Source organism: Microtetraspora sp. AC03309, assembly GCF_020826795.1.
Taxonomy (GTDB): Bacteria; Actinomycetota; Actinomycetes; order Streptosporangiales; family Streptosporangiaceae; genus Microtetraspora; species Microtetraspora glauca.
This window is the reverse complement of the sequence record NZ_JADDIL010000073.1, coordinates 20,038-41,345: the sequence shown is the minus strand read 5'-3', so window position 1 is coordinate 41,345 and position 21,308 is coordinate 20,038. Positions and strand designations below refer to the sequence as shown.

The 21,308-nt window shown below is 71.8% G+C and carries 18 protein-coding genes; 6 read left to right on the top strand and 12 right to left on the bottom strand.

The genetic code is table 11. The features are described from left to right. Positions 1-122: 122 nt before the first annotated feature. Positions 123-1,370, bottom strand: a complete 1,248-nt coding sequence (locus IMZ11_RS33225; RefSeq protein WP_228646361.1) for an adenosylhomocysteinase — start codon at positions 1,368-1,370, stop codon at positions 123-125. 37 nt (positions 1,371-1,407) lie between these two features. Then, complete coding sequence (gene ahcY / locus IMZ11_RS33220) at positions 1,408-2,835, bottom strand: adenosylhomocysteinase (RefSeq protein WP_228646360.1); 1,428 nt, start codon at positions 2,833-2,835, stop codon at positions 1,408-1,410. A gap of 178 nt (positions 2,836-3,013) precedes the next feature. On the opposite strand from ahcY, the gene IMZ11_RS33215 reads away from it, so the two are divergent. The 3 genes from IMZ11_RS33215 to IMZ11_RS33205 all read left to right on the top strand — a co-directional run bounded on the left by IMZ11_RS33215 (position 3,014) and on the right by IMZ11_RS33205 (position 5,369). Continuing rightward, positions 3,014-3,346, top strand: a complete 333-nt coding sequence (locus IMZ11_RS33215; RefSeq protein ID WP_228646359.1) for a MerR family transcriptional regulator — start codon at positions 3,014-3,016, stop codon at positions 3,344-3,346. Between the two features lie 86 nt (positions 3,347-3,432). Further along, positions 3,433-4,620 carry a sensor histidine kinase gene (locus tag IMZ11_RS33210; RefSeq protein WP_228646358.1) on the top strand — a complete coding sequence of 396 codons (1,188 nt, stop codon included), beginning with the start codon at positions 3,433-3,435 and terminating at the stop codon, positions 4,618-4,620. Positions 4,621-4,652: 32 nt separating this feature from the next. Further along, positions 4,653-5,369, top strand: coding sequence for a response regulator transcription factor (locus tag IMZ11_RS33205; protein WP_228646357.1), 717 nt, complete (start codon positions 4,653-4,655; stop codon positions 5,367-5,369). Here IMZ11_RS33205 and IMZ11_RS33200 read toward each other — a convergent pair. The 5 genes from IMZ11_RS33200 to IMZ11_RS33180 all read right to left on the bottom strand — a co-directional run bounded on the left by IMZ11_RS33200 (position 5,317) and on the right by IMZ11_RS33180 (position 9,517). Next, positions 5,317-6,246: a cation diffusion facilitator family transporter gene (locus tag IMZ11_RS33200; RefSeq protein WP_228646356.1), complete on the bottom strand. Its 930-nt coding sequence runs from the start codon at positions 6,244-6,246 to the stop codon at positions 5,317-5,319. The two genes, IMZ11_RS33205 and IMZ11_RS33200, sit on opposite strands and share 53 nt — an antisense overlap. A 32-nt stretch (positions 6,247-6,278) precedes the next feature. Continuing rightward, entirely contained in the window at positions 6,279-7,436 is a 1,158-nt protein-coding gene (locus tag IMZ11_RS33195; RefSeq protein ID WP_228646355.1) for an SIS domain-containing protein, read from the bottom strand. A gap of 76 nt (positions 7,437-7,512) precedes the next feature. Beyond that, complete coding sequence (locus IMZ11_RS33190) at positions 7,513-7,686, bottom strand: Trm112 family protein (protein WP_082776566.1); 174 nt, start codon at positions 7,684-7,686, stop codon at positions 7,513-7,515. A gap of 7 nt (positions 7,687-7,693) precedes the next feature. After that, a complete protein-coding gene (locus tag IMZ11_RS33185) occupies positions 7,694-9,049 on the bottom strand; it encodes a phosphomannomutase/phosphoglucomutase (protein ID WP_228646354.1) in 1,356 nt (451 codons plus the stop codon). A 102-nt stretch (positions 9,050-9,151) separates the two neighbouring features. Continuing rightward, on the bottom strand, positions 9,152-9,517 hold the full coding sequence (locus IMZ11_RS33180) for a DUF3499 domain-containing protein (RefSeq protein WP_061253443.1): 366 nt from the start codon (positions 9,515-9,517) through the stop codon (positions 9,152-9,154). 125 nt (positions 9,518-9,642) lie between these two features. Here IMZ11_RS33180 and IMZ11_RS33175 point away from each other — a divergent pair, with 125 nt between their 5' ends. Continuing rightward, a complete protein-coding gene (locus IMZ11_RS33175; RefSeq protein ID WP_228646353.1) occupies positions 9,643-10,101 on the top strand; it encodes a metallopeptidase family protein in 459 nt (152 codons plus the stop codon). Between the two features lie 24 nt (positions 10,102-10,125). Here IMZ11_RS33175 and IMZ11_RS33170 read toward each other — a convergent pair whose 3' ends face one another. The 4 genes from IMZ11_RS33170 to IMZ11_RS33155 form a co-directional block, all read right to left on the bottom strand. Beyond that, positions 10,126-11,583, bottom strand: coding sequence for a DUF5719 family protein (locus IMZ11_RS33170; protein ID WP_228646352.1), 1,458 nt, complete (start codon positions 11,581-11,583; stop codon positions 10,126-10,128). Then, positions 11,580-14,420, bottom strand: a complete 2,841-nt coding sequence (locus IMZ11_RS33165; RefSeq protein WP_228646351.1) for a glycosyltransferase — start codon at positions 14,418-14,420, stop codon at positions 11,580-11,582. The genes IMZ11_RS33170 and IMZ11_RS33165 overlap by 4 nt, the downstream gene beginning before the upstream one ends. A 165-nt stretch (positions 14,421-14,585) precedes the next feature. After that, complete coding sequence (locus IMZ11_RS33160) at positions 14,586-14,843, bottom strand: WhiB family transcriptional regulator (protein WP_061253439.1); 258 nt, start codon at positions 14,841-14,843, stop codon at positions 14,586-14,588. A gap of 192 nt (positions 14,844-15,035) precedes the next feature. Beyond that, entirely contained in the window at positions 15,036-17,081 is a 2,046-nt protein-coding gene (locus IMZ11_RS33155) for a hypothetical protein (RefSeq protein WP_228646350.1), read from the bottom strand. A 170-nt stretch (positions 17,082-17,251) separates the two neighbouring features. On the opposite strand from IMZ11_RS33155, the gene cofD reads away from it, so the two are divergent. Beyond that, positions 17,252-18,202 carry a 2-phospho-L-lactate transferase gene (gene cofD / locus IMZ11_RS33150; protein WP_061253437.1) on the top strand — a complete coding sequence of 317 codons (951 nt, stop codon included), beginning with the start codon at positions 17,252-17,254 and terminating at the stop codon, positions 18,200-18,202. 20 nt (positions 18,203-18,222) lie between these two features. Continuing rightward, positions 18,223-19,506: a coenzyme F420-0:L-glutamate ligase gene (locus IMZ11_RS33145; RefSeq protein ID WP_228646349.1), complete on the top strand. Its 1,284-nt coding sequence runs from the start codon at positions 18,223-18,225 to the stop codon at positions 19,504-19,506. An 18-nt stretch (positions 19,507-19,524) separates the two neighbouring features. Here IMZ11_RS33145 and IMZ11_RS33140 read toward each other — a convergent pair whose 3' ends face one another. After that, positions 19,525-21,288, bottom strand: coding sequence for a substrate-binding and VWA domain-containing protein (locus IMZ11_RS33140; RefSeq protein WP_228646348.1), 1,764 nt, complete (start codon positions 21,286-21,288; stop codon positions 19,525-19,527). Positions 21,289-21,308: the final 20 nt, after the last annotated feature.

Below are 21,308 nucleotides of genomic sequence, written 5' to 3'. Positions count from 1 at the left end.
ACGATCTGCAGGCTATGGGGCATGCCTGCAAGGGGGCAGGGTGGAGACGGCCGGCGCAGAGGGACAGAGTCAGCCGGCCGTCTCCACCCGACTTCGCCCGGCCGGGCTCCACCTGACTCCGCTCAGGACCCGGAGCGCCAGGAGTGCAGGTAGTCCTCCTGGTCCGCGGTGAGCTCGTCTATCGCGATCCCCGTCGCGGCGAGCTTGAGCCTGGCCACCTCGGCGTCGATGTCCGCCGGGACGTCGTACACGCCGGGCGGCAGCCGTACGGCCTCGGTGGCGAGCCAGGCGACGGCCAGCGCCTGCGCGGAGAAGGACATGTCCATGACGGCCGCCGGGTGCCCCTCAGCCGCGGTCAGGTTGACGAGACGGCCCTCGGCGAGGAGGAGGAGCCGCCTCCCGTCCGCCAGGACGTACTCATCCACGTTGGGGCGAACCCCGAAATTCACCGACTCCGCCAGACCTTCCAGGGCGCGGACGTCGATCTCGACATCGAAGTGCCCCGCGTTGGCCAGGATGACGCCGTCCTTCATCGCGGCCAGGTGCTCGCCCCGGATGACGTCGCGGTTGCCCGTGACGGTGACGAACACGTCGCCCACCCGCGCGGCCTGCCCCATCGGCAGCACCTCGTAGCCCTGGAGCGCGGCGTCGAGGGCCTTCACCGGGTCGATCTCGGTCACGATCACCCGCGCGCCGAGCCCCTTGGCGCGTTCCGCCACACCGCGGCCGCAGAAGCCGAACCCGGCGACCACGACGGTACGCCCGGCGAGCAGCGCGTTCGTGGCGCGCATGATGCCGTCGAGGGTGGACTGGCCGGTGCCGTACCTGTTGTCGAACATCCGCTTGGTGCGGGTGTCGTTGACCGCGACCACCGGGAACCTCAGCGCGCCCTCCGCGGCCATCTGGCGCAGCCGGATGATCCCGGTCGTGGTCTCCTCGCACCCGCCCGCCACAGTGAGATCGGGACGCTCGGTGTGCAGGATGTTGACCAGGTCGCATCCGTCGTCGAGCACGATGGCCGGGGAGATGTCCAGCGCCTGATGGATGTGCCGGTAGTAGGTCTCCATGTCCACACCGGCACGGGCGTGCACCGCGATGCCGTACGCGCCGAGCGCGGCGGCGACGTCGTCCTGAGTGGACAGCGGGTTCGAGGCGGCCAGCGCGATCTCCGCGCCGCCCGCCCTGAGCGCGCCCATCAGGACGGCCGTCTCCGCCGTCACGTGCAGGCACGCGGCGACGCGCAGGCCGTCCAGCGGCCTCTCGTCGGCGAAGCGGGCGGCGATCGCGGTGAGCACCGGCATCGACCGTCGTGCCCACCCGATCCGCCGCTCGCCCGCCTCGGTCAGATCCGTCAGATCTCGCGCCGTCATCGTTCCCGCTCGTGGCCGGTTGCGCCCGGTGTGCCGCTCAGTAGCGGTAGTGGTCCGGCTTGTACGGACCCTCGACGTCGACGCCGATGTACTCCGCCTGCTTCTTCGTCAGCGTGGTCAGCTTGACGCCGAGAGCGTCGAGGTGGAGCCGGGCCACCTTCTCGTCCAGGTGCTTGGGCAGCACGTAGACGCCGACGGGGTACTGCTCGGTCTTGGTGAACAGCTCGATCTGCGCGATCACCTGGTTGGTGAACGAGTTCGACATCACGAAGGACGGGTGGCCCGTCGCGCAGCCCAGGTTCATCAGGCGGCCCTCGGCGAGCACGATGATCGAGCGGCCGTCCGGGAAGACCCACTCGTCGACCTGCGGCTTGATGTTGTTCTTGACGATGCCGGGGATGCGGCCCAGACCGGCCATGTCGATCTCGTTGTCGAAGTGGCCGATGTTGGACACGATCGCCTGGTGCTTCATCCGCGACATGTGGTCGGCGGTGATGATGCCGAAGTTGCCGGTCGTCGTGACGAAGATGTCCGCGATGCCGACGACCTCCTCCAGCGTGGTCACCTGGAAGCCGTCCATGGCCGCCTGCAGCGCGCAGATCGGGTCGATCTCGGTGACGATCACGCGGGCGCCCTGACCGCGCAGCGCGTCGGCGCAGCCCTTGCCCACGTCGCCGTAGCCGCAGACCACGGCCACCTTGCCGCCGATCAGCACGTCGGTGGCGCGGTTGAGGCCGTCGATGACCGAGTGGCGGCAGCCGTACTTGTTGTCGAACTTCGACTTGGTCACCGAGTCGTTGACGTTGATCGCCGGGAAGAGGAGCTGGCCGGACTTGTGCATCTCGTACAGGCGGTGCACGCCGGTGGTGGTCTCCTCGGTGACGCCCTTGATCTCCTCGGCGATCCGGGTCCAGCGCTTGTCGTCTCCGACCGTGCGGCGGAGCGTGTCGAGGATGATGCCCCACTCCTCGGGGTCGTCCTCGCCCGCGGCCGGCACGGCGCCCGCCTTCTCGAACTCGGCGCCCTTGTGGACCAGGAGCGTGGCGTCGCCGCCGTCGTCGAGGATCATGTTCGGGCCGGTGCCGTCAGGCCACGCGAGCGCCTGCTCGGTGCACCACCAGTACTCCTCCAGGGTCTCGCCCTTCCAAGCGAAGACCGGTACGCCGGCCGGGGCGTCGGTCGTACCGTTCGGGCCGACGACGACCGCGGCGGCGGCGTGGTCCTGCGTGGAGAAGATGTTGCAGCTCACCCAGCGCACGTCGGCGCCGAGCGCGACCAGGGTCTCGATGAGCACGGCCGTCTGGATCGTCATGTGCAGCGAGCCCATGATCTTCGCGCCCTTGAGCGGCTGCGCGGCGGCGTACTCCCTGCGGGTCGCCATCAGGCCCGGCATCTCGTGCTCGGCGAGGCGGATCTCCTTGCGGCCGAACTCCGCAAGTGAAAGGTCGGCGACCTTGAAGTCCATGTCGTGTGTCCCTCCGGTATCGGTCGCCTGCGAGTTTAGGCGTCCCGTACGGCACGGCGCACGCCGGGACGCGTTAACTTGACACAAGAATGTAAGGATCCGACTTTCGGGGCTGCCAAACGAGTGCCGATGTGTCTACCGTTACCGGGAGGACCAGGTACGGAGCGGAGAGACCTCGATGCGGATCACAGAGGCGGCCAGGCAGCTGGGCATGTCGCCTCGCATGCTGCGGTACAGGGAGGCGCTGGGCCTGCTGCCGCCCGTTCGGGACAGGGGCGCGCACCGCAGGTTCGGCCCCGAGGAGCTGGCCGCCGTCGGCCAGGCCATGGAGTTGGAGCGCCGGTTCGACGTCTCGCCGGCGGAACTGGCCTTCGCCCTCCGCGCGTTGTCCGACCCCTCCGTGGCGCAGGCCGTACGCGAGTTGGGCGTGCGGATCGGCCGCATCCAGGCCCCGCGCCGGGCGCTGGACTTCGAGAAGGAGAAGGCCCTGCGCCTGCTCAGGAACCGCTGAGCCGCGGGATCGCGGAGCGGAAGGTCCGGGCGGGTTCACTCGGAAGAGTGACGACCTGGAATCAGGCCAGACGCCACAATTCACCCATGGACCTCACCGCGAAGCTCGACAAGATCGAGCGGGAGGTGGCGAGCCTCGATCTCCGGAGAATCATCGAGTCCCCCCTCCTCGACATCGGCATCGGCATCGGGCTCTTCCTCCTCGCGCTGGACCAGCTCGGAGCGTTCCTCGGCTACCTCGGCCTCGTCGGAACGCTCGCGGCCGGACTCGCCACCCTGCCGCACGTCCTGCGCCGTCGCATCCCCTTCGCGGCGGTGGCCTTGACCGCCCTCGGTGCTCTCGTCTCGCTCTACCTGGGACGCGGCAACATCTTCGGCTTGACCGCGGCCATCTACGCCTCAGGGTTGCTGTCCGCCTACACGGTCTTCCGCACGGTGAGCCGGAAGACCTCCTGGCTCATCGGAGGAGCCGCGATCGCCGCCGTCATCATGGGCACCTGGTACCTGTATCCGTACAGGATGGATTTCGCGCTGACCGGAGCGGCCGCGCTGGCCGCCGTCGCGTTCCTCGCCGACGTACGGCGCAGCCGGACCGAGGTACGGCAGGCCCAAGCCGACAACATGGAGGCACTGCGCGAGCAGGCCGCGATGGGCGAGCGGGCCAGGATCGCCCGCGAGATGCACGACGTCGTCGCCCACTCGATCTCGCTGATCGCGGTGCGGGCCGAGGCCGCGCCGTACACGCTCAAGGACCTCACCGACCCGGCGAAGGCCGAGTTCGCCGAGATCGCCACGGCCGCTCGTGAGTCGCTGAGCGAGATGCGCAGGCTGCTCGGCGTGCTGCGGGCCGACGGCGGGGCGGAGACCGCACTCGCTCCACAACCGGGGCTGCGGCGAGTGCGCGACCTCACCACGCGGCACGGCGGCGAGGTGGACCTCGACATCGTCGGCGAGGAACGGCCGCTGCCACAGGCCGTGGACGTCTCGGCCTACCGGATCGTCCAGGAGGCCCTGGCCAACGCCCGCGCGCACGCGCCCGGCGCCCGGGTCTCGATCGAGCTGGCCTACCGGCCGAACCTGCTGATCATCAGGGTGGCCGACAACGGCCCCGGCCCGGCACAGGCGGGGGCGCCGAACGATCCGGCGCAAGCCGACGTGGGCGGGCACGGGCTGATCGGTATGCGGGAACGCGCCCTCGCCCTCGGCGGCTGGTTCAGCGCGGAGCCGGGGCCCAACGGCGGCTTCCTCGTCCGGGCGGGACTGCCGACGGAATGACCTCCGGAGCCACCAGTGGAATCACCAGCGGCATGACCACCGTCATCGTCGCCGACGACCAGCCCGTGGTACGGCGCGGCTTCGCCGCGATGCTCGACGCCCAGCCGGACCTCAGCGTCGCCGGGACCGCCTCCGACGGGGCCGAGGCGGTACGGCTCGCCCGCGAGGTCCGGCCGGACGTCGCGCTGATGGACATCCGGATGCCCGAGATGGACGGCATCGAGGCGGTCCGCCGCATCGCCGCGGACCTTCCCACCCGAGCCATCATGATCACGACGTTCGATCTGGACGACTACGTCTACGACGCGCTCGCGGCAGGGGCCAGCGGGTTCCTGCTCAAGGACGTCACGGCCGCGGCTCTGGTGGAGGCGGTCCGGATCGTCGCCCGGGGAGAGGCGCTGCTCGCGCCCAAGGTGACCCGGCGACTGATCGCCGAGTTCGCGCGACAGCGCCGCACGGCATCCGTCGCGGACGCCGTGCCACTCACACCGCGCGAGTCCGAGGTGCTGCTGCTGATCGCCCGCGGCCTGTCGAACGCCGAGATCGCGACGAGGCTGGTCGTGACCGAGCACACCGTGAAGACGCATGTGGCCCGGCTGCTGGCCAAGCTGGGCCTCAGGGATCGCACCCAGGCGGTCGTGTACGCGTACGAGACGGGGCTGGTCCAGGCCGGCGACGCGGCGGGGAACGGGGGCCTCAGCTCACCGGAGCGTTGTTGGAGCGGTAGAGGTCGGGCTCCAGGTAGATGACCCGGGCCATCGGCACGGCCTCGCGGATGCGCCGCTCGGCGTCGTCGATGCCCTGGGCGACCTGCGCCGCCGTGTCGTCGTGCTCAACCGCGATCTTCGCCGCGACCAGAAGCTCCTCGGGGCCAAGGTGCAGCGTCCGCATGTGGATGACCTTGGTGACCTCCGGAGCGCCCTCCAGCGCCGAGCAGATCCGCTCCTCGATCTCGGGGGCCGCGCTCTCGCCGATCAGCAGCGACTTGGTCTCCAGCGCCAGGACGACCGCGATGGCGGCCAGCAGCACGCCGATCATCATCGTGCCGACGCCGTCCCAGACGCCGTCGCCGGTGACCACGGCCATGGCCACGCCGAACAGCGCGAAGACCAGACCGAGCAGGGCGCCCAGGTCCTCCAGGAGGACGACGGGCAGCTCGGGCGCCTTCGCCCTCCGGATGAACGAGAACCACGAGTGCTCGCCCTTGAGGGGCCGCGACTCCTTGATGGCCGTACGGAACGAGAAACCCTCGGCGACGATCGCGAAGATCAGCACGGCGAAGGCCCACTGGGGCGACTCCACCGCCTTGGGATCGGAGATCTTGTGCCAGCCCTCGTAGAGGGAGAACAGGGCTCCGATCGTGAACAGTACGACCGCGACCACGAAGGCGTAGAAGTAGCGCTCGCGCCCGAACCCGAACGGATGGGCCCGCGTCCGCTTCCGCTCCGCCCGCTTGCCACCGACCAGGAGCAACGCCTGATTGCCCGAGTCGGCCACCGAGTGGACGGACTCCGCCAGCATGGAGGAGGACCCCGTGAACAGGAACGCCACGAACTTCGCGACGGCGATCGCGAGGTTGGCGCTCAACGCCGCGATGATCGCCTTGGTACCGCCACCCGCGCTCACAGATCACTCCTCATAAATCGACCAGAGGGATCCTATTGGGAAATCCTGGCCCGAAGTTCGGTGATGGCCGACATCGGCGCGGGATCGAGACCGTGGCCCAGGGCCAGGTAGACGCCGGCGAAATCCCCCAGGCAGATCAGCGTGGCCAGCCGCTCGAACGGATGGTCCCCCTCGGCCGCGATCTCCGAAGCCGGGACGCCGCGGTCCTGGGCGAGCCGTATGGACGCCTGGCGGCGCTCGGCCACCCGCGGATGCTCGTCGGTGTCGCGCAGCACGAACAACCGCATCCGCGCCTGCGGGCCGGAGGACTCGTCGTCCCCGAAGTCCTGGAAGATGTCCCGGGTGGCCAGGGGGCCGTCGAAGACGCCCGCCTGGTTGTGCGCGGCCTCCGGGAGCTCTCCCCAGAGGGCGGGATACCCGGCGTGCTCGGCGAGCTGCTCCGCCATCCGGTGCGCCGCCACGGCCGCGATCGGCGAGGATCCCCAGATCATCGGGATGCCGTCGGCGAGCTCCGTGGCCAGTGTCTTGCCGGGATTGATGAACGAGTCGCTCGTCGGCCGGCACCGGTGCGCGATGTCCTCCAGGCGCGCCGCCGCGGCCTCGAAGACCGGTTCGCCCACGTCGCTCAGGCCGAGCGCGGCCGCGGCGACGAGCAGCGGAACCGCCAGGCCCCACATGGTCGCCCGCGGCTGGCCCGCCACGGTCGAGATCGGCACGAAGGGCGCTCCGGCCCGGGCCGCGAGCTCGCTGAGCGGCGTGTCCGGCGCGCCCACCGCGAGGAGCGTGCATCCGCGGCGCGCCGCCTCCGCGCCCACGGACAGGGCCTCGTCGCCGCGCCCGGTGAAGGACACCACCATGACCAGGTCGGCCGCGCCGACCCAGCCGGGAAGCCGGTAGCCGCGCACCGTCACGACGGGCACGGGCGTGCCCGGCCCGCAGACCGCGTCGAGCACCTCGCCCGCGATCCCGGCGGCGCCCACGCCCGCCACGACCACGGCCCGCGGCCGGCCCTGCTCGGCCACTCTCGCCGCGCCCGCCTCCACGGCGGCGCGGTACGCGGTGCGAACCTGGGCGGCGGAGGAAGCCACAGTCCGCAACATGCCCGACGGGTCGCCGTCGGACAGCCGCGTCTGGTCGTCGAGCCTGCTCGGGTCGAACCGCAGGACGGGTGCCCCTCCGGAGCGGCTCATGCCTTCTCCTCGCCTGACGGCTCGGAGTCGCGTTCGCCACGGGCGCCGCGCCCGACGGTTCGCTCGCTACGCTCGCTCACGCCTTGCGCGCCTCGTCCACGAGCAGGACGGGGATGTCATCCCGGACCGGATAAACCAGCCCGCAGGACTCGGAGGTGCACGCCAGCTCGTCGGCGTCCGTGGACGCGCGCAGCGGGGACTTGCACGCCGGGCAGGCGAGGACGTCCAGCAGCCAGTCGTCGATCTTCAAATCCGTGTCAGCTCCTTAGGGCGGCGAGGGCCTCGTCCCGCACGGCCGCCATCTTCCGCTCGTCGGCCGCCTCGGCGTTCAGTCGCAGCAGCGGCTCGGTGTTGGACGGGCGCAGATTGAACCACCAGTCCCGGCCGCTCACTGTGAGGCCGTCCAACTCGTCGAAGGTAACACCCTCGCGACCCGTGAAAGCCCCGCGCACCGTCTCCAGAGCGGCCGCCTGATCCGCGACCGTGCTGTTGATCTCGCCGGACGCGGCGTACCGGGCGTACCGCTCCAGGACCTGGGACAGCGGCCGGTCCTGACCGCCGAGAGCGGCGAGCACGTGCAGCGCCGCCAGCATGCCCGAATCGGCGTACCAGAAGTCGCGGAAGTAGTAGTGCGCGGAGTGCTCGCCGCCGAAGACCGCGCCCGTGCGGGCCATCTCCGCCTTGATGAACGAGTGCCCGACGCGGGTGCGGACCGGGACGCCCCCGTGCTCGCGCACGATCTCCGGAACGCCCCTGGAGGTGATCAGGTTGTGGATGATCGTGGCGCCCGGATGCCTGGCCAGCTCGCGTACGGCGACGAGTGCGGTGATCGTGGACGGGGAGACGGACTCACCCCGCTCGTCGATCACCCAGCACCGGTCGGCGTCGCCGTCGAACGCGATGCCGATGTCGGCGCCCCGCTCGATGACGGCCTTCTGCAGGTCGACCAGGTTCGCCGGCTCGATCGGGTTGGCCTCGTGGTTGGGGAAGCTCCCGTCGAGCTCGAAGTAGAGGGGTGTCAGGTCGACGGGCAGGCCGTCGAACACCTCGGGGACCGTGTAGCCGCCCATGCCGTTGCCCGCGTCGACGACCACCTTGAGCGGCCGGATGCCGGAGAGGTCGACGAGCGTCTTGAGATGGCCGGCGTATCCGGCCAGCAGGTCCCGCTCGGTGACGCTCCCCCGGCCCGGCGTACCACCGAGGCCCGAGTCGAGCAGTTCGGCGGCGCGGTCGCGGATCTCGATGAGGCCGGTCTCACCGCCGATGGGCACCGCGCCCGCGCGGCACATCTTCATGCCGTTGTATTCGGCGGGGTTGTGGCTGGCGGTGAACATCACGCCGGGCAGGCCGAGGCTGCCGCTGGCGTAGTAGAGCAGGTCGGTCGAGCCGAGGCCCGCGTTCACCACGTCGGCCCCGCGCGAGGTCGCGCCACGCGCGAATGCGGCGGCCAGCGGACCCGACGACGCGCGCATGTCGTGCGCGATCACCAGCGAACGCGCCCCCGTCACCTCGGCGAAGGCCGCCCCGACCGCCTCCGCGGTCCGCTCGTCGAGCTCCTGCGGCACGACGCCGCGGACGTCGTACGCCTTGAAGATCCTGGTGAGGTCGCCCACCGCAGCTCCCCGATCGTTTGGTATGCCGGGCCCGAGCCTACAAGGCGCCACCGCCACGGCGCGTGTGATCCACTGCCGCCCGCACCCCGGCCCGGGGTGACGTCACCGGTCGCGGTTGGGCTGCGCGGACTTGAGCACCCGGAGATGGCCGCGCCGGCCGACCTCGACGGCCTGGCCGATGGGTTCGCCCGCGGCGGGCGCGGGACGCGCGGCCTCGCGGACCGCGTTGGCGAGCGCCTCAAGATCGTCCCCGCTCGGGGAACCCGCTTCTGACGGGAGTCGCACGACCTCCCACCCACGGGGGGCGGTGAGCCGTTCCGCGTGCTCGGCGCACAGGTCGTAGCAGTGCGGCTCGACGTACGTCGCGAGAGGGCCGAGAACCGCGGTCGAGTCGGCGTAGACATACGTGAGTGTGAAGACGGCAGGCTGCCTGCAGGCGGTACGGGAACAGCTGCGGACGGGGCTCACGGAGGGACCGTATCCGGTCCGCGTTCACATTGCCACCACCCCGCCGCTCTGAACGCGCGTGTCGCCACAATCCGGACACCGCCTGCCCCCCGTACGACGTGCGCCCGCTCCTTTAAGCTGGCCGCGTGAGCGAGCGAAGCGGAGATCCCCGGCGGCGGGTGCGGCGGCGCGACCGGCATGGTCGCGGGATGCGCGGTCCACTGGCGCCCTCGCACGTCCCGATCGCGAAGTCGCGCGGCGAACGCTTCGACGACCTGGTCCTCGACGCGGTCGACCGGCTCAAGCCCCGATGGGGACGGCAACTCGCGACGATGGAGTTCGCGGTCGAGGAGGTGCCGCCGCCGAGCGAGCTGATCGACGGCCCGGCGCGGCTCGACCCCGATCCGATCCCCTTCGGCAGGGCGCAGACGGCGGCGGGCTCGGAGCCCGCGGTCGTGGTCGTCTACCGCCGCCCTCTCGAGGCCAGGGCGCGCGACCGCGACCAGCTCGGCGCGATGGTGAGCGACGTCGTCGTGGAACAGGTGGCCAGCCTGCTCGGGCTCACCCCGGAGACGATCGACCCCGGCTACGACGACCGGCACTGAGGCCCCGGGGGCGGCCGCCCCGCGCTAGGGCAGGACGGCGCCGGGCGAGTCGACGGTGGCCGGCACGATCGCCCATGTTCTGGCCGGCGCCAGCGGCTGCGTGGTGAGCAGCACACCCTGAGGGGTGTCCTCGCTCAGCACGCGCGCGCCGTACACGGGACCCGATCCGGCGACCGGCACGATGTGGATGGCGAAGCCGGAACCCGCGCCGGCCGGCGGAGTGAGCTTGATCTCCTTGCTGCGGGCCGCGGGCAGCTTCACCTCGACGGGCTCGGCCGGGGTGCCGCGCTGGGGCAGCAGCTGGATCCGCACCGTGGCGGCGGTGAACGGCGCGGAGAGCACCAGGCGGGACTCCCGTTTGCCGCTCCCCTTCGCGGACTTCTTGCCGGGGCCGCCGTCCGCCACCACGCTGCCGAGGTCGATCGGCACCGCCCCCGCCGTGAAGGCCGCGTCCCGCATGTCGCCCGTCCCCGTCATCCTCATCCCGGCGACGATGGGCTCGTCCGAGGTCAGGACCAGGGCGCCGGGCTGGCCGCCGACCCCGGTGGTCAGGTCGATCGTGGTCGTGGAACCCGCGGGCACCTCGACGGACTCCTTGTTCTTCAGCGCGTAGGAGCCGTCCTTCAGCACCGCCTTCACCTGGACGACCGTGTCCCGCTCACCAGGTGTGGCGATGTACAGCTCGCGCTGGCCCGCGCTTCCCGGGAGGCCGGGCACGACGACCCGGGTGGACGGCGGAGCGGAGACGGGGAGCCAGTCCACTCCCTTGCCCTCGCCGAGGGACGCCCTGATCGCGGCCGCCACCCTGCCGCCGCTGGTGCTCACCTGGACGGCCATCACCAGGGGCGAAGGCGCCAGCTCGCGCAGCTTGACCTCGCGGTATTCGCCCGGCTTGACGACCATCCCGTTTCCGCGGTCGGCGAGCACCGGCCCCTCACCCGCGTAGATCATGATGCCGACGTAGGCCGGAGCCTCGTCGGAGTTGGCCAGATGGAGGGTGACGTCGGCCGCGGCGGGTCCCGGACCGACGAACCATGCCTCCGCGCCGGGTTCGACGCAGCGCACCCCCGAGAGTCCGCGCTGGGCTCCCGACGTCACCTGGGTGGTCTGCGCCGCCTCCAGGCCCGCGGCCATCGCGCCCATCCCCGCGACCGTGACCGGCCGGGTGCGCACCGGGACGTCCTTCCGCCACAGGGTGCCCACCTGGTCGAGCGTGGCCAGCGGCTTGGCGCCCTTCATCTCGGCGACCGTGGCGGCGCCGCCCTGCCCGCTCGGTCCGCCCAGGGGCGTGACGGCGGTCATCCTGCCGCCACCGGGGTCGGGGCAGACCATGGACACGGACTCGACCGCCACCTTGACCTGCTGGGCGGGCTTCTGGGCCGCGGGCGCGGGACGGCTGACGAAGGCCACGCCGTACAGCGCCCCGAGGGCGAGCAGCACCAGGGCGAGCAGCCCGAAGCGGTTCTCGATCAGCCCCTTCATGCCGGCACCTGCTCCTCGGGGTTCTTCGGACGCCTCCGGGAGGACCGGGCCGGTGCCGGGGCGTCGCCGTAGTCTTCCTGCTGCTCCGCCGTACGGGCTCCGGGCGAGGCCAGGACCAGCACGAGCGCGACGAGCGCCGCCTGCGCCCACAACCAGGTCCGGTGCCAGCCGTCGCCTCCGGAGGGCGGCTTCGGCACGGTGACGGTCCCGGCCACCCGCCACAACCCGCCGGTCTCCGAGAGGCTCACCCGTACCAGGGCGGGTTCCGAGTCCAGCGCGCGTTGCAGCGCGACGTCGACGGGGCCGGGCACGGTGACGAACTGGACGCCGTACGCCGCCAGGATCTGGACGTCACCGCCGCCCCGGCCGGAGGCCAGGCCCGCGACCGCGGTCCCGACGCGCGCGGTGTCGGCCGCCGGGGCGCGCAAATCGGACTCCCCGATGAACGGGGCGCGCCCGGACAGGAGCGTGTACGCGAGGCGGCCGCCCTCCGGGCGCATGAGCAGCGTGCGCTCGCCGTTCGGCGACCAGGCGGCGCTGAGCGGCGGCACGGGGTCGCGCAGGTCGCCGCGCAGCGGGCCGCCCGCACCGCCGACGATCCACAGACCGGCCGCGGCCAGCGGCGTGGCGAACGCGACGATCACGATCAGCAGGGCACCCGCCCTGCGCAGGCCACCCGCCGCGCGGAACTCGGTGATCCGGTGCGCGGTGAGGGCGGTCGCGACGAGCAGGCCGGTGGCGGCGAAGGCGAGCGGGACGCCGGGCCACTCGGCCAACCGGCTGACCACGACCGCGAGCAGCACGCCGAACAGCGTGACGCCCCAGCCGATCGCGACCACCGTCTGGTGGCGGCGGAGCAGCAGCGCGCCGAGCGCGACGGCGACCAGCCCAGCGGTGACCCAGACGGGCGGCGTTCCGGGGCCGCCCGGGTTGAGCATGAGCAGCGCGTCGGCGCCCAGCCTCGGATCGGCGAGGGAGGGATCGGCCAGACCTGATTCGAGCAGGATGCGGCGCGGTTCCCGCACGATCTCGGCCAGCCAGGGGAACAGCAGGACGATCGGCGTTCCCAGGCCGATCGCCAGGGACACCCCGACGCCGCGCCGGATGCCGCCGAAGGACACGGCGGCGAGCCCGCCCAGGATCGCCACCACGACGTAGACGAGAGGGGCGAAGGCCGTGCCGATCGCGAGGAGCAGGCCGAAGCCCCACGCGGCCCGGCGTGACCCCGCGACGACCCGGGTGGCGAGGGCCGCGTAGACCGGGATCAGGACGAATACCAGCGCGGTGCCCACCCGGCCGCTCGCGACCACCCCGGTCGCCACCGGAAGCAGCGCGTACGTCGCGGCCAGCCACACCCGGGCGGGCGTGTAGGTGATCATCCGTCTCGTCGCGACGTACGCCGAGAGCCCGGCGAGCGGCACGCACCCGAGCAGCAGGACGGACACGGCCAGCCAGGTCTTGCCGAAGAAGATCGTGGAAAGGGCCGCGAGGACCGCCACGTACGGCGGGGCCCAGGTGTCCGAGCCGAGGCCGGCGGAGTGGTGGTTCTCGACGTAGAGCCGCCACAGGTCCGAGGCGCCGCCGGTGACCGGCACGAGGGTGCCTCCTCCCAGCAGCCCGCCCGCGAACAGCGACCACTCGGCGGCCAAGGTGACCGCGAGGAGCAGGACGCAGAGCCACACGCCGGGGCTGGAGGACATCCGCTGGAACAGCCCGGAGTCCGTGAGCAGCTCGTCGCCCTCGTCTTCGGAGGAGGCGGCCGCGGCGTGGTGCCGTCCGGCCGAGTCGACGGGCCCCTCGCCCGCCAGGTAGCGCTGGAACATGTCGGCCAGCCGTCGCCAGGTCGCGCCGGGCGGGGTGAACAGCCGCGCGACCGCCGGATAGCCCTGTTTCCTGCCCTTCTTCCGTTCCCTGCGCGCCTTGAACAGCCGTCCGGGATGGCCGAGTACGGAGCCGAGTGCGGCGATCTCGTCCAGGGCGTTCGCCGGTTGCTTGGCGAGGACGAACAGGACCGTGCGGACCAGCGAGCCGGTGATGTTGCGGAACACGGAACGGACCAGCGCCCAGAAGGGCAGGTTCGCCATGACCACGAACAGGGCGTTGCGCCGGTCGATGCGACGCGGGTGGTCCTCGCTGGCGGCGATGCGCCTCCGGCGCCGGGACGCCGCCTCGGCGTGCCAGGCGACGGCGTCGGTCACGTTGAGCACGCGATGCCCGGCGACCCTGGCCCGCCAGCACAGGTCCAGGTCGTCGCGGAACAGCGGGAGGCGCGGGTCGAGCCCGGCGAGTTCCTCCCACACGTCACGGCGGATCAGCATTCCCGCGGTGGAGACCGAGAGGACGTCGAGCACGCCGTGCGTCCCGTCGTGCTGCCCCTGGTCGTATTCGCGGGGTTCCAGGCCGGTGTCCCTGCGTCCGGAGCGTCCGACGGTGACACCGATCTCGAGCAGGACACGACGGTCGAGCCAGTCACGGAGCTTCGGGCCGAGGATCGCGGCCTTGGGGTTCTGGTCCGCGGCGTGGAGCAGCGCCCGCAGGGCGTGCGCGTCGGGCGCGCAGTCGTCGTGGAGCAGCCACAACCACTCCTGGCCGGACGCGCGCGGGAGCCGTCGTACGACCTCGTGCACGGCCTCGCCGAATCCGGTGGACCTGGACATGCTCAGCACGCTGCTCGGTCCGAACGCCTCGGTCAGGATCCGGCCGCTGCCGTCACGGCTGCCGTTGTCGACGCCCGCGACACGGTCGAGTGGCCGGGACTGCCGGAGCACCGCTTCGAGCGTCTCCTTGAGCCAGCGGGCGCCGTCGTGAGCGACGACTATCGCGGTGACGGAGTGCACGTGGATGAGTCCTCGGGGGTTGCCCCCACAATCTCAGCAAATATCCGAGATCGCGGGAGATATCGGCCTAACGCGCGACAACCCTACGGCACCCGCGGCTCACTCGATCACGGGAGAGCCGAATCGGTCGGCGGGGTCGCGCGTCGTCCGCGCGACCCCGCCATCTCACACCGCCTGGCGCTTGATTCTGCGCCGTTCCCGCTCTGACAGCCCACCCCAGATGCCGAACCGCTCGTCGTGTTCGAGCGCGTACTCAAGGCACTCCGCTCTCACCTCGCACGAGCGGCACACCTTCTTGGCCTCTCGGGTCGAGCCACCCTTCTCCGGAAAGAACGCCTCCGGGTCGGTCTGAGCGCACAGCGCACGCTCTTGCCACCCAAGATCCTCACCGTCGAGCGCCTGTGCCATGACCTGGTCGGCCATTGCACACCTCCCTGTCGCTCGCCAGCCCACAATGGAGCCCCCCATGGAACGCCTTCCTGGTTACCCAGCTATTGGAAGGCGTAACAACATGTCTGTAATTACACGCGCGTGCCGCGTGTGGCGTCAAGCGGCATACCGATACCCGGGGAAAGACCAGCTTGCCCCGGTTCGTAACCCTTGTGTTCAGCCGTATCAGCGTTGGGAACCGTACCAGGGGGCCTGCGGATCAGCTCCGTGACCTGCCTGTTCTGTGCTCACACCTTCCTCAAGCTTTGCCTGCGACCGCTCGGGGGCGTAGATCGCGGTCGGGTCTATGGTGTCCTGTCGACGCGACGGACCGCTCAGCGGGTCGCCCTGGTAGAGGTTCGCGTCGAAGCGCATGGTCTGGTCGCTCGGGGCGGCGTACCGGGCGGGCTCGGGCGTCTGGGCGTGGCCGAGCGGGTTGTCGTAGTAGTCGGGGTAGTCCTGGGGCGCCGTCTGGGATCCGGCGTAGTCGACCGGCTGCGCGTGCTGCTGGTAGCTCTGCGCCTGCTGGTAGGCGGCGGCGAGCTGCTGCTCCCTCGGGTCCACGGCCTGCTCGTACGGGCGGGACGGGTCGAACCCCTGGGCGGGCTGGACCTGGTGCTGGGCGGGCTGCTCGAACGAGGGAGCCTGCTCTGCCGCCTGGTGGCCGAACTGCGCACCCGAGTAGCCGGAGAACGACGAGGACCCCTGCTGCCCGTAGTCCTGCTGCCCGTACGAATCCTGCTGGCTCTGGTGGCTCTGGTGGCTCTGCTGGCTCTGCTGGCCATAGGGCTCCGCCTGCGGCCGGCCGTACGTCTCCTGCTGCTGCGCGTACGGCTGCGCCTGCTCGGCGGCGGGGTAGGCCGCCTGGCCGAACCCCTGGTCGGCGTAGCCCTGCTGGGCGTAGCCGACCGCCTCGATCTGCGGGGCCGGCGGGAACGGGGAGTTGTCCTGCTGGCTCCCGAAGGCTCCGTAACCGGAGGCGTCGCCCTGCTGGCCCGCGTAGCCGTGCTGGTCGAACATGGGGCCCTGCGGAGGCTGCGGGTAACCACCGGTCGACTGGGGGAACGCCTGGGGGGCGGGCTGCTGCACGGGCTGTACCGGCTGCGGCGTGGGCTGCATGGGGTGCTGGGCCGCCGGCGAGGGAAGCTGGGCGGGCTGCTGGCCGAACGGCACCACGGCGGCGGCCTGCGGCTCAGGAGCGTAGCCCTGCGGCTCGGAGGCGTACCCCTGGGATTCGGGGGCGTATCCCTGGGGCGCGAAGTGACCGGCGGGCTGCTGCTCCTGCTGGGGGTAGCCCTGGTTCACCGGCTGGGGCGCCGGCGCGTACCCCTCCTGGAAACCCTGGGCGGGCGCGTACGGCTCGGCGGGCGAGGCGGCGTACGGCTGCTCGGCCTGGCCGGACATGAAGGACGGCTCCGGCTGCGGCTGGCCGTACGCGGGCTCCTGCTGAGGCTGGCCGTACCCCTGCTCCTGCTGGGACTGGCCGTACCCGTGCTCCTGCTGGCCGGAGCCGAAGGACTGCTCGCTCTGGGCCTGGCCGTAGGCGGGCTCGGCCTGGCCGTAGGCGGGCTCGGCCTGGCCGGGCACGTAGGCGGGCTCCACCTGCGTAGGAGCGAAGGAGGGCGTTCCGGCGGCCTGCGCCGGCTGCACGGGCTGAACCGGCTGGACGGGAGAGACCGGCTGAACCGCGGAGATCGGCTGAACCGGGGGGACAGCCTGAACCGGCTGTGCCTGCTGCGGGTTGTACCCGGCGAAATTGTCGTCGGGAAAGCCGAAGAACCGGTCGTCCGCGCGGCCCGGCTTGCTGCGCGGCACGTCCGCGCCGATGGAGCTCCGGGCGAAGACCAGGCCGACGGCGGCGAGGGCGACCATGGGCAGTGCCATCACCAGATATTCGAGCTTGTCGCCCATGGACCCGTCGGCGAAGATCCCGGCAAGCGTGCTGACCAGGCCGAGGAGCGTGGCCAGACCGAGCGTCGCCATGGTCCCGAGGTTGACCAACCGGGCTCGCGGGGTCGGATCGCCGAACCGCGTGACCAGCAGGACCGCGCCCACGGCGAGCGCCGTGGAGACGGGACTCACGAAACTCGACAGGGTGACGGCGGCGCGGCCCGTGAACGACCCCGCTCCGAACAGCAGACGGATGGCGCCGAGGAGAACGCCCGTGGCGACCACCGTCAGCATGATCCACGCGGCAGGCTCGCGCAGCCGTCCGGAATCAACCTTGACCACCACTGCTACCCCCAACGCCTTCCAAAAGACACTCGGGGAAGTTTCGCACAAGAGCGACTTTGGTGTCGGTAGACCCAACAACCTCATGCCATTACAACTGTTTCCTACCTCACATTTATCGCATATGAGGCGCGTGCCGTCCGCTGGAAGCCGGGTGCGAGACTGGCGGCATGCGCATCGTTTGCCTCGCCGGCGGGATCGGCGGCGCCCGTTTCCTGCGCGGCCTCAAAGCGGCCTGTGCCGCCTCGGAAGAGCCCGCCGAGATCACCGTCATCGGTAACACCGGGGACGACATCACCCTGTTCGGCCTCCGGGTCTGCCCCGATCTCGACACCGTGATGTACACCCTCGGCGGCGGCATCAACGAGGACCAGGGTTGGGGCCGCACCGACGAGACGTTCACCGTCAAGGACGAGTTGGCCGCCTACGGCATGGAGCCCCAGTGGTTCGGGCTGGGCGACCGCGACGTCGCCACGCACATCGTGCGCACCCAGATGCTGGCCGCGGGTTATCCCCTGTCCCAGGTCACGGAGGCGCTCTGCGCGCGCTGGCAGCCCGGCGTCCGGCTGCTTCCCATGTCCGACGACCGGACCGAGACCCACGTCGTCGTCGACGACGGCCAGGGCAGGCGCGCCATCCACTTCCAGGAGTGGTGGGTGCGGCTGCGCGCCTCTCTCCCCGCCGAGCAGATCGCCCTCGTGGGCGCGGACGAGGCGAGCCCGGCGCCCGGCGTGCTGGAGGCCGTCCGCGAGGCGGACTTCGTGATCCTGCCGCCGTCGAACCCGGTGGTGAGCATCGGCACGATCCTCCAGATCCCCGGCATCCGTTCCGCGCTCTGCGAGAAGACCGTGGTCGGCGTCTCCCCCATCATCGGCGGCGCGCCGGTGCGCGGCATGGCCGACGCCTGCCTGAGCGCCATCGGCGTCGAGACGAGCGCCCAGGCGGTCCTGGAGCTGTACGGCTCGGACCTCATCGACGGCTGGCTCGTGGCCGAGGAGGACAAGGCCGTCTCCCTCTACGGGGTGACCGTCGAGGCCCGCCCCCTCCTCATGGACTCCCCCGAGGCCACCCGGGACCTCGCCGCCGCCGCGCTCACCCTCGCCCGCACCCTCACCTCGTGACCCCGCGAGAGGACGTACCGTTGACCCTCATCAGCATCACCGGCGTCCCCGGCCTGCCCGAGATCCGGCCGGGCGACGACATCGCCGCCCTGGTGGCGGACGCCGCACCCGACCTCTCCGACGGCGACATCCTCGTCGTGACCTCGAAGATCGTGAGCAAGGCGGAGGGCAGGGCCCGGCCCGGCGACAGCCGTACCGAGGCGATCATGGACGAGACCGCGCGCGTGGTCGCGCGACGCGGCGACACCGTGATCGCCCAGACCCGGCACGGGTTCGTCATGGCCGCCGCCGGGGTGGACGCGTCGAACACCGAGCCCGGCACGGTCCTGCTGCTGCCGGAGGACTCCGACGCCTCCGCGCGGCGGATCAGGAAGGGCGTGCGGGCCCGGACCGGCGCCGACGTGGGCGTGATCGTCTCCGACACCTTCGGGCGTCCCTGGCGGCACGGCCTGACCGACGTGGCGATCGGCGCCGCGGGAGTGCGGCCCCTGGACGACTTCCGCGGCAAGACCGACGCGTACGGGAACCCGCTGCGGGCGACGGTGACCGCGCTGATCGACGAGATCGCGGCGGCGGCCGAGTTGGCCAAGGGCAAGCTGGCCGGGGTGCCGGTGGCCGTCGTGCGCGGGCTCGGCGACCTCGTCACCAGCGAGGACGGCCCCGGCGCGCGCGTCCTCGTCCGGCCCGCCGACGAGGACATGTTCCGGTACGGCTCCGCCGACGTCGTCTTCGCCCGCCGGACGATCCGGGAGTTCTCCGGCGCGCCGGTCGATCCCGCGGCGGTGCGCCGGGCCGTGGCCGCGGCCGTCGCCGCCCCCGCGCCGCACCACACGACCCCGTGGCGGTTCGTTCTCCTGGAGACCCCCGCGGCCCGTACGGCACTGCTCGACGCGATGCGGGACGCCTGGATCGCGGACCTGCGCGGCGACGGCTTCTCCGAGGAGTCGATCGGGAAGCGGGTCAGGCGGGGCGACGTGCTGCGGAACGCCCCCTACCTGGCCGTCCCTTGCCTGGTGATGGACGGGTCGCACACGTACCGGGACGACCGGAGGAACGCCGCGGAGCGCGAGATGTTCGTCGTCGCGACCGGCGCGGGCGTGCAGAACTTCCTGGTCCAACTCGCGGTGGAGGGGCTCGGCTCGGCGTGGGTGTCGTCCACCATGTTCTGCCGCGACACGGTGCGGAACGTGCTCGACCTCCCCGAGAGCTGGGACCCGATGGGCGCGGTCGCGATCGGCCACGCCGCCGCGCCGCCCCGGGACCGGTCGCCCAGGGACGCCGCAGACTTCGTGGTCACCCGCTGACGGCGCCCGACGGCTCCGTCAACCCGCCGAACCCGGGCAGGTCGGGTGGCACAACCGCCGCGCCAGCGCCGAAAGGAAGACGTCGATGATCTGTCCGGGCTGCTCGGCCACGTAGAGCTGCCCGTTGGTGACCGAGACGATCTCGTTCAGGGCGTTCCTGTCGGCGCCGGTCCCGAACGCGACCACGATGATCTGGACCGGCCGCTCGGGGTCCCACTCCGCGCGGAGCGCCTTGACGAGCTCCGCGCGGGACACGCCCCTGCCGTCGTCCTCGCCGGCGGTGAGCAGGAGCAGCGAGTTGCTCATCAGCGGGTCGTAGTCCTTGGACACGTCGCGGAAGCCCGCGAGGATCGAGTCGTACAGCGAGCTGGTCCTGCCGGGGAACGCCTTGATGCCGTCCGCGATGCGGAACAGGCTGGTCCTGCGGATCTCCTGGCCGGAGTCCGGCTCGGTGATCGAGCCGAGGCCGACGAGCCTGCGCTGGTCCGCGCCGCCCTGGAGCTTCCTCGCGAACTCCCAGACGCCGATGGCGGTCTCGTCCGGGAACATCTTGATGCCGATCTTGGCCGCCTCTATCGCGACGTCGAGCCGGGTCTCGCCGCCCGGCCTGATCGGCTCGGCCGTCTCCTTGGAGACGTCGGCGAGGACCAGGATCCTGGTCGGCGGCGCCAGCCTGCTCCACGCCTCCAGCGCCTCGTCGATGACCTCGGGCGTGATGGAGGGGCGTGCCTCCGGCGCGTCCGCCGGGATGTCGGGTCCCACGGGGAACGGCGGCTCCCGGCCGTCGGCCGTGCGGAACCCGTCGCGGCGCACGGCCTCCTGCGTCTCGGCCGAGCGCAGCCAGCCCGCGAACAGCCGTGACCCGGCCGCCCGGTCGGGGTCGGCCGAGGTCACGACGTACGGATAGTCGAGGTTGATCGTCCCCTCCTTGGGGTGGAGGGCGACCACGGGCGCCACGCCCGCCCCCTGGTTGTGAGCCCACACCGACTGCTCGGGGACGACCACGACCGGGCGCGTCCAGAAGCCGGGGGCGTCGATGGCGGCGAGCATGCCGCGGTAGTCGGGCGCGGAACCGGCCTGCGCCATCCGGACGAACGCGGTCAGCTCCTTGCTCGCGTCCGGGCCGGTCCCGACGATGTCCCGCGCCGCCGCGACCGTGGCGATGCCCGCGCCGGACACCGAGGGGTCAGGAACGCGGACCACGTCCGGCTCACGGTCCGTGGGCTCCAGCCGGCCCCGTACGGTGGCGGGGAAGACCATGTCCCAGCTCATGGCCGTACGACCGGCCGCGAAGCGCTGGGCGAGGGACCGGCTCGTCGCGAACACCAGCGGGGACGTCGCGACGACCGTCTCGTCCGAGGCGACGTCCTGCGCGCCCTGCTTGCGGGCGAGGCGCACCCAGGCGGAGGAGTCCGCGATCCAGCCGTCAGGCCGCTGCGGCAGGGCGCCCGCGCGGTCGCCGATCAGCGTGCGCAGCACGGGCGCGGGGGGCTGCTCGGCGACCTGGACCTTGACGCACCGCCCGTCGACTCCGGCCTCGGATTCGTTGAACCGCCGGGCGGCCTCCATGACGGGCGGCGCGATGTCCACCGCGGCGGCCACACCGACCAGGATCGGATCGCGGGCAGAACACGTTCCCAGACCCGCCCCCATGACGCGGACCGCCCCCGCGGCCAGCAGGAGCACCACCGCCGACGCCACGACGATGACACTTCTCCGTACCGGAAGGCGCGGCTGGTCAGCGGGTGTCGCGGCGCGGTGACGACCGTACGGCACGGGCATGACCCCTCTCGGTCAAGGGA

Coding starts and splice junctions, on each gene's coding strand:
- IMZ11_RS33225 (WP_228646361.1), bottom strand. CDS start 1,370: ATGACGGCGCGAGATCTGACGGATCTGACCGAGGCGGGCGAGCGGCGG.
- ahcY (WP_228646360.1), bottom strand. CDS start 2,835: ATGGACTTCAAGGTCGCCGACCTTTCACTTGCGGAGTTCGGCCGCAAG.
- IMZ11_RS33215 (WP_228646359.1), top strand. CDS start 3,014: ATGCGGATCACAGAGGCGGCCAGGCAGCTGGGCATGTCGCCTCGCATG.
- IMZ11_RS33210 (WP_228646358.1), top strand. CDS start 3,433: ATGGACCTCACCGCGAAGCTCGACAAGATCGAGCGGGAGGTGGCGAGC.
- IMZ11_RS33205 (WP_228646357.1), top strand. CDS start 4,653: ATGACCACCGTCATCGTCGCCGACGACCAGCCCGTGGTACGGCGCGGC.
- IMZ11_RS33195 (WP_228646355.1), bottom strand. CDS start 7,436: ATGAGCCGCTCCGGAGGGGCACCCGTCCTGCGGTTCGACCCGAGCAGG.
- IMZ11_RS33170 (WP_228646352.1), bottom strand. CDS start 11,583: ATGAAGGGGCTGATCGAGAACCGCTTCGGGCTGCTCGCCCTGGTGCTG.
- IMZ11_RS33160 (WP_061253439.1), bottom strand. CDS start 14,843: ATGGCCGACCAGGTCATGGCACAGGCGCTCGACGGTGAGGATCTTGGG.
- cofD (WP_061253437.1), top strand. CDS start 17,252: ATGCGCATCGTTTGCCTCGCCGGCGGGATCGGCGGCGCCCGTTTCCTG.
- IMZ11_RS33140 (WP_228646348.1), bottom strand. CDS start 21,288: ATGCCCGTGCCGTACGGTCGTCACCGCGCCGCGACACCCGCTGACCAG.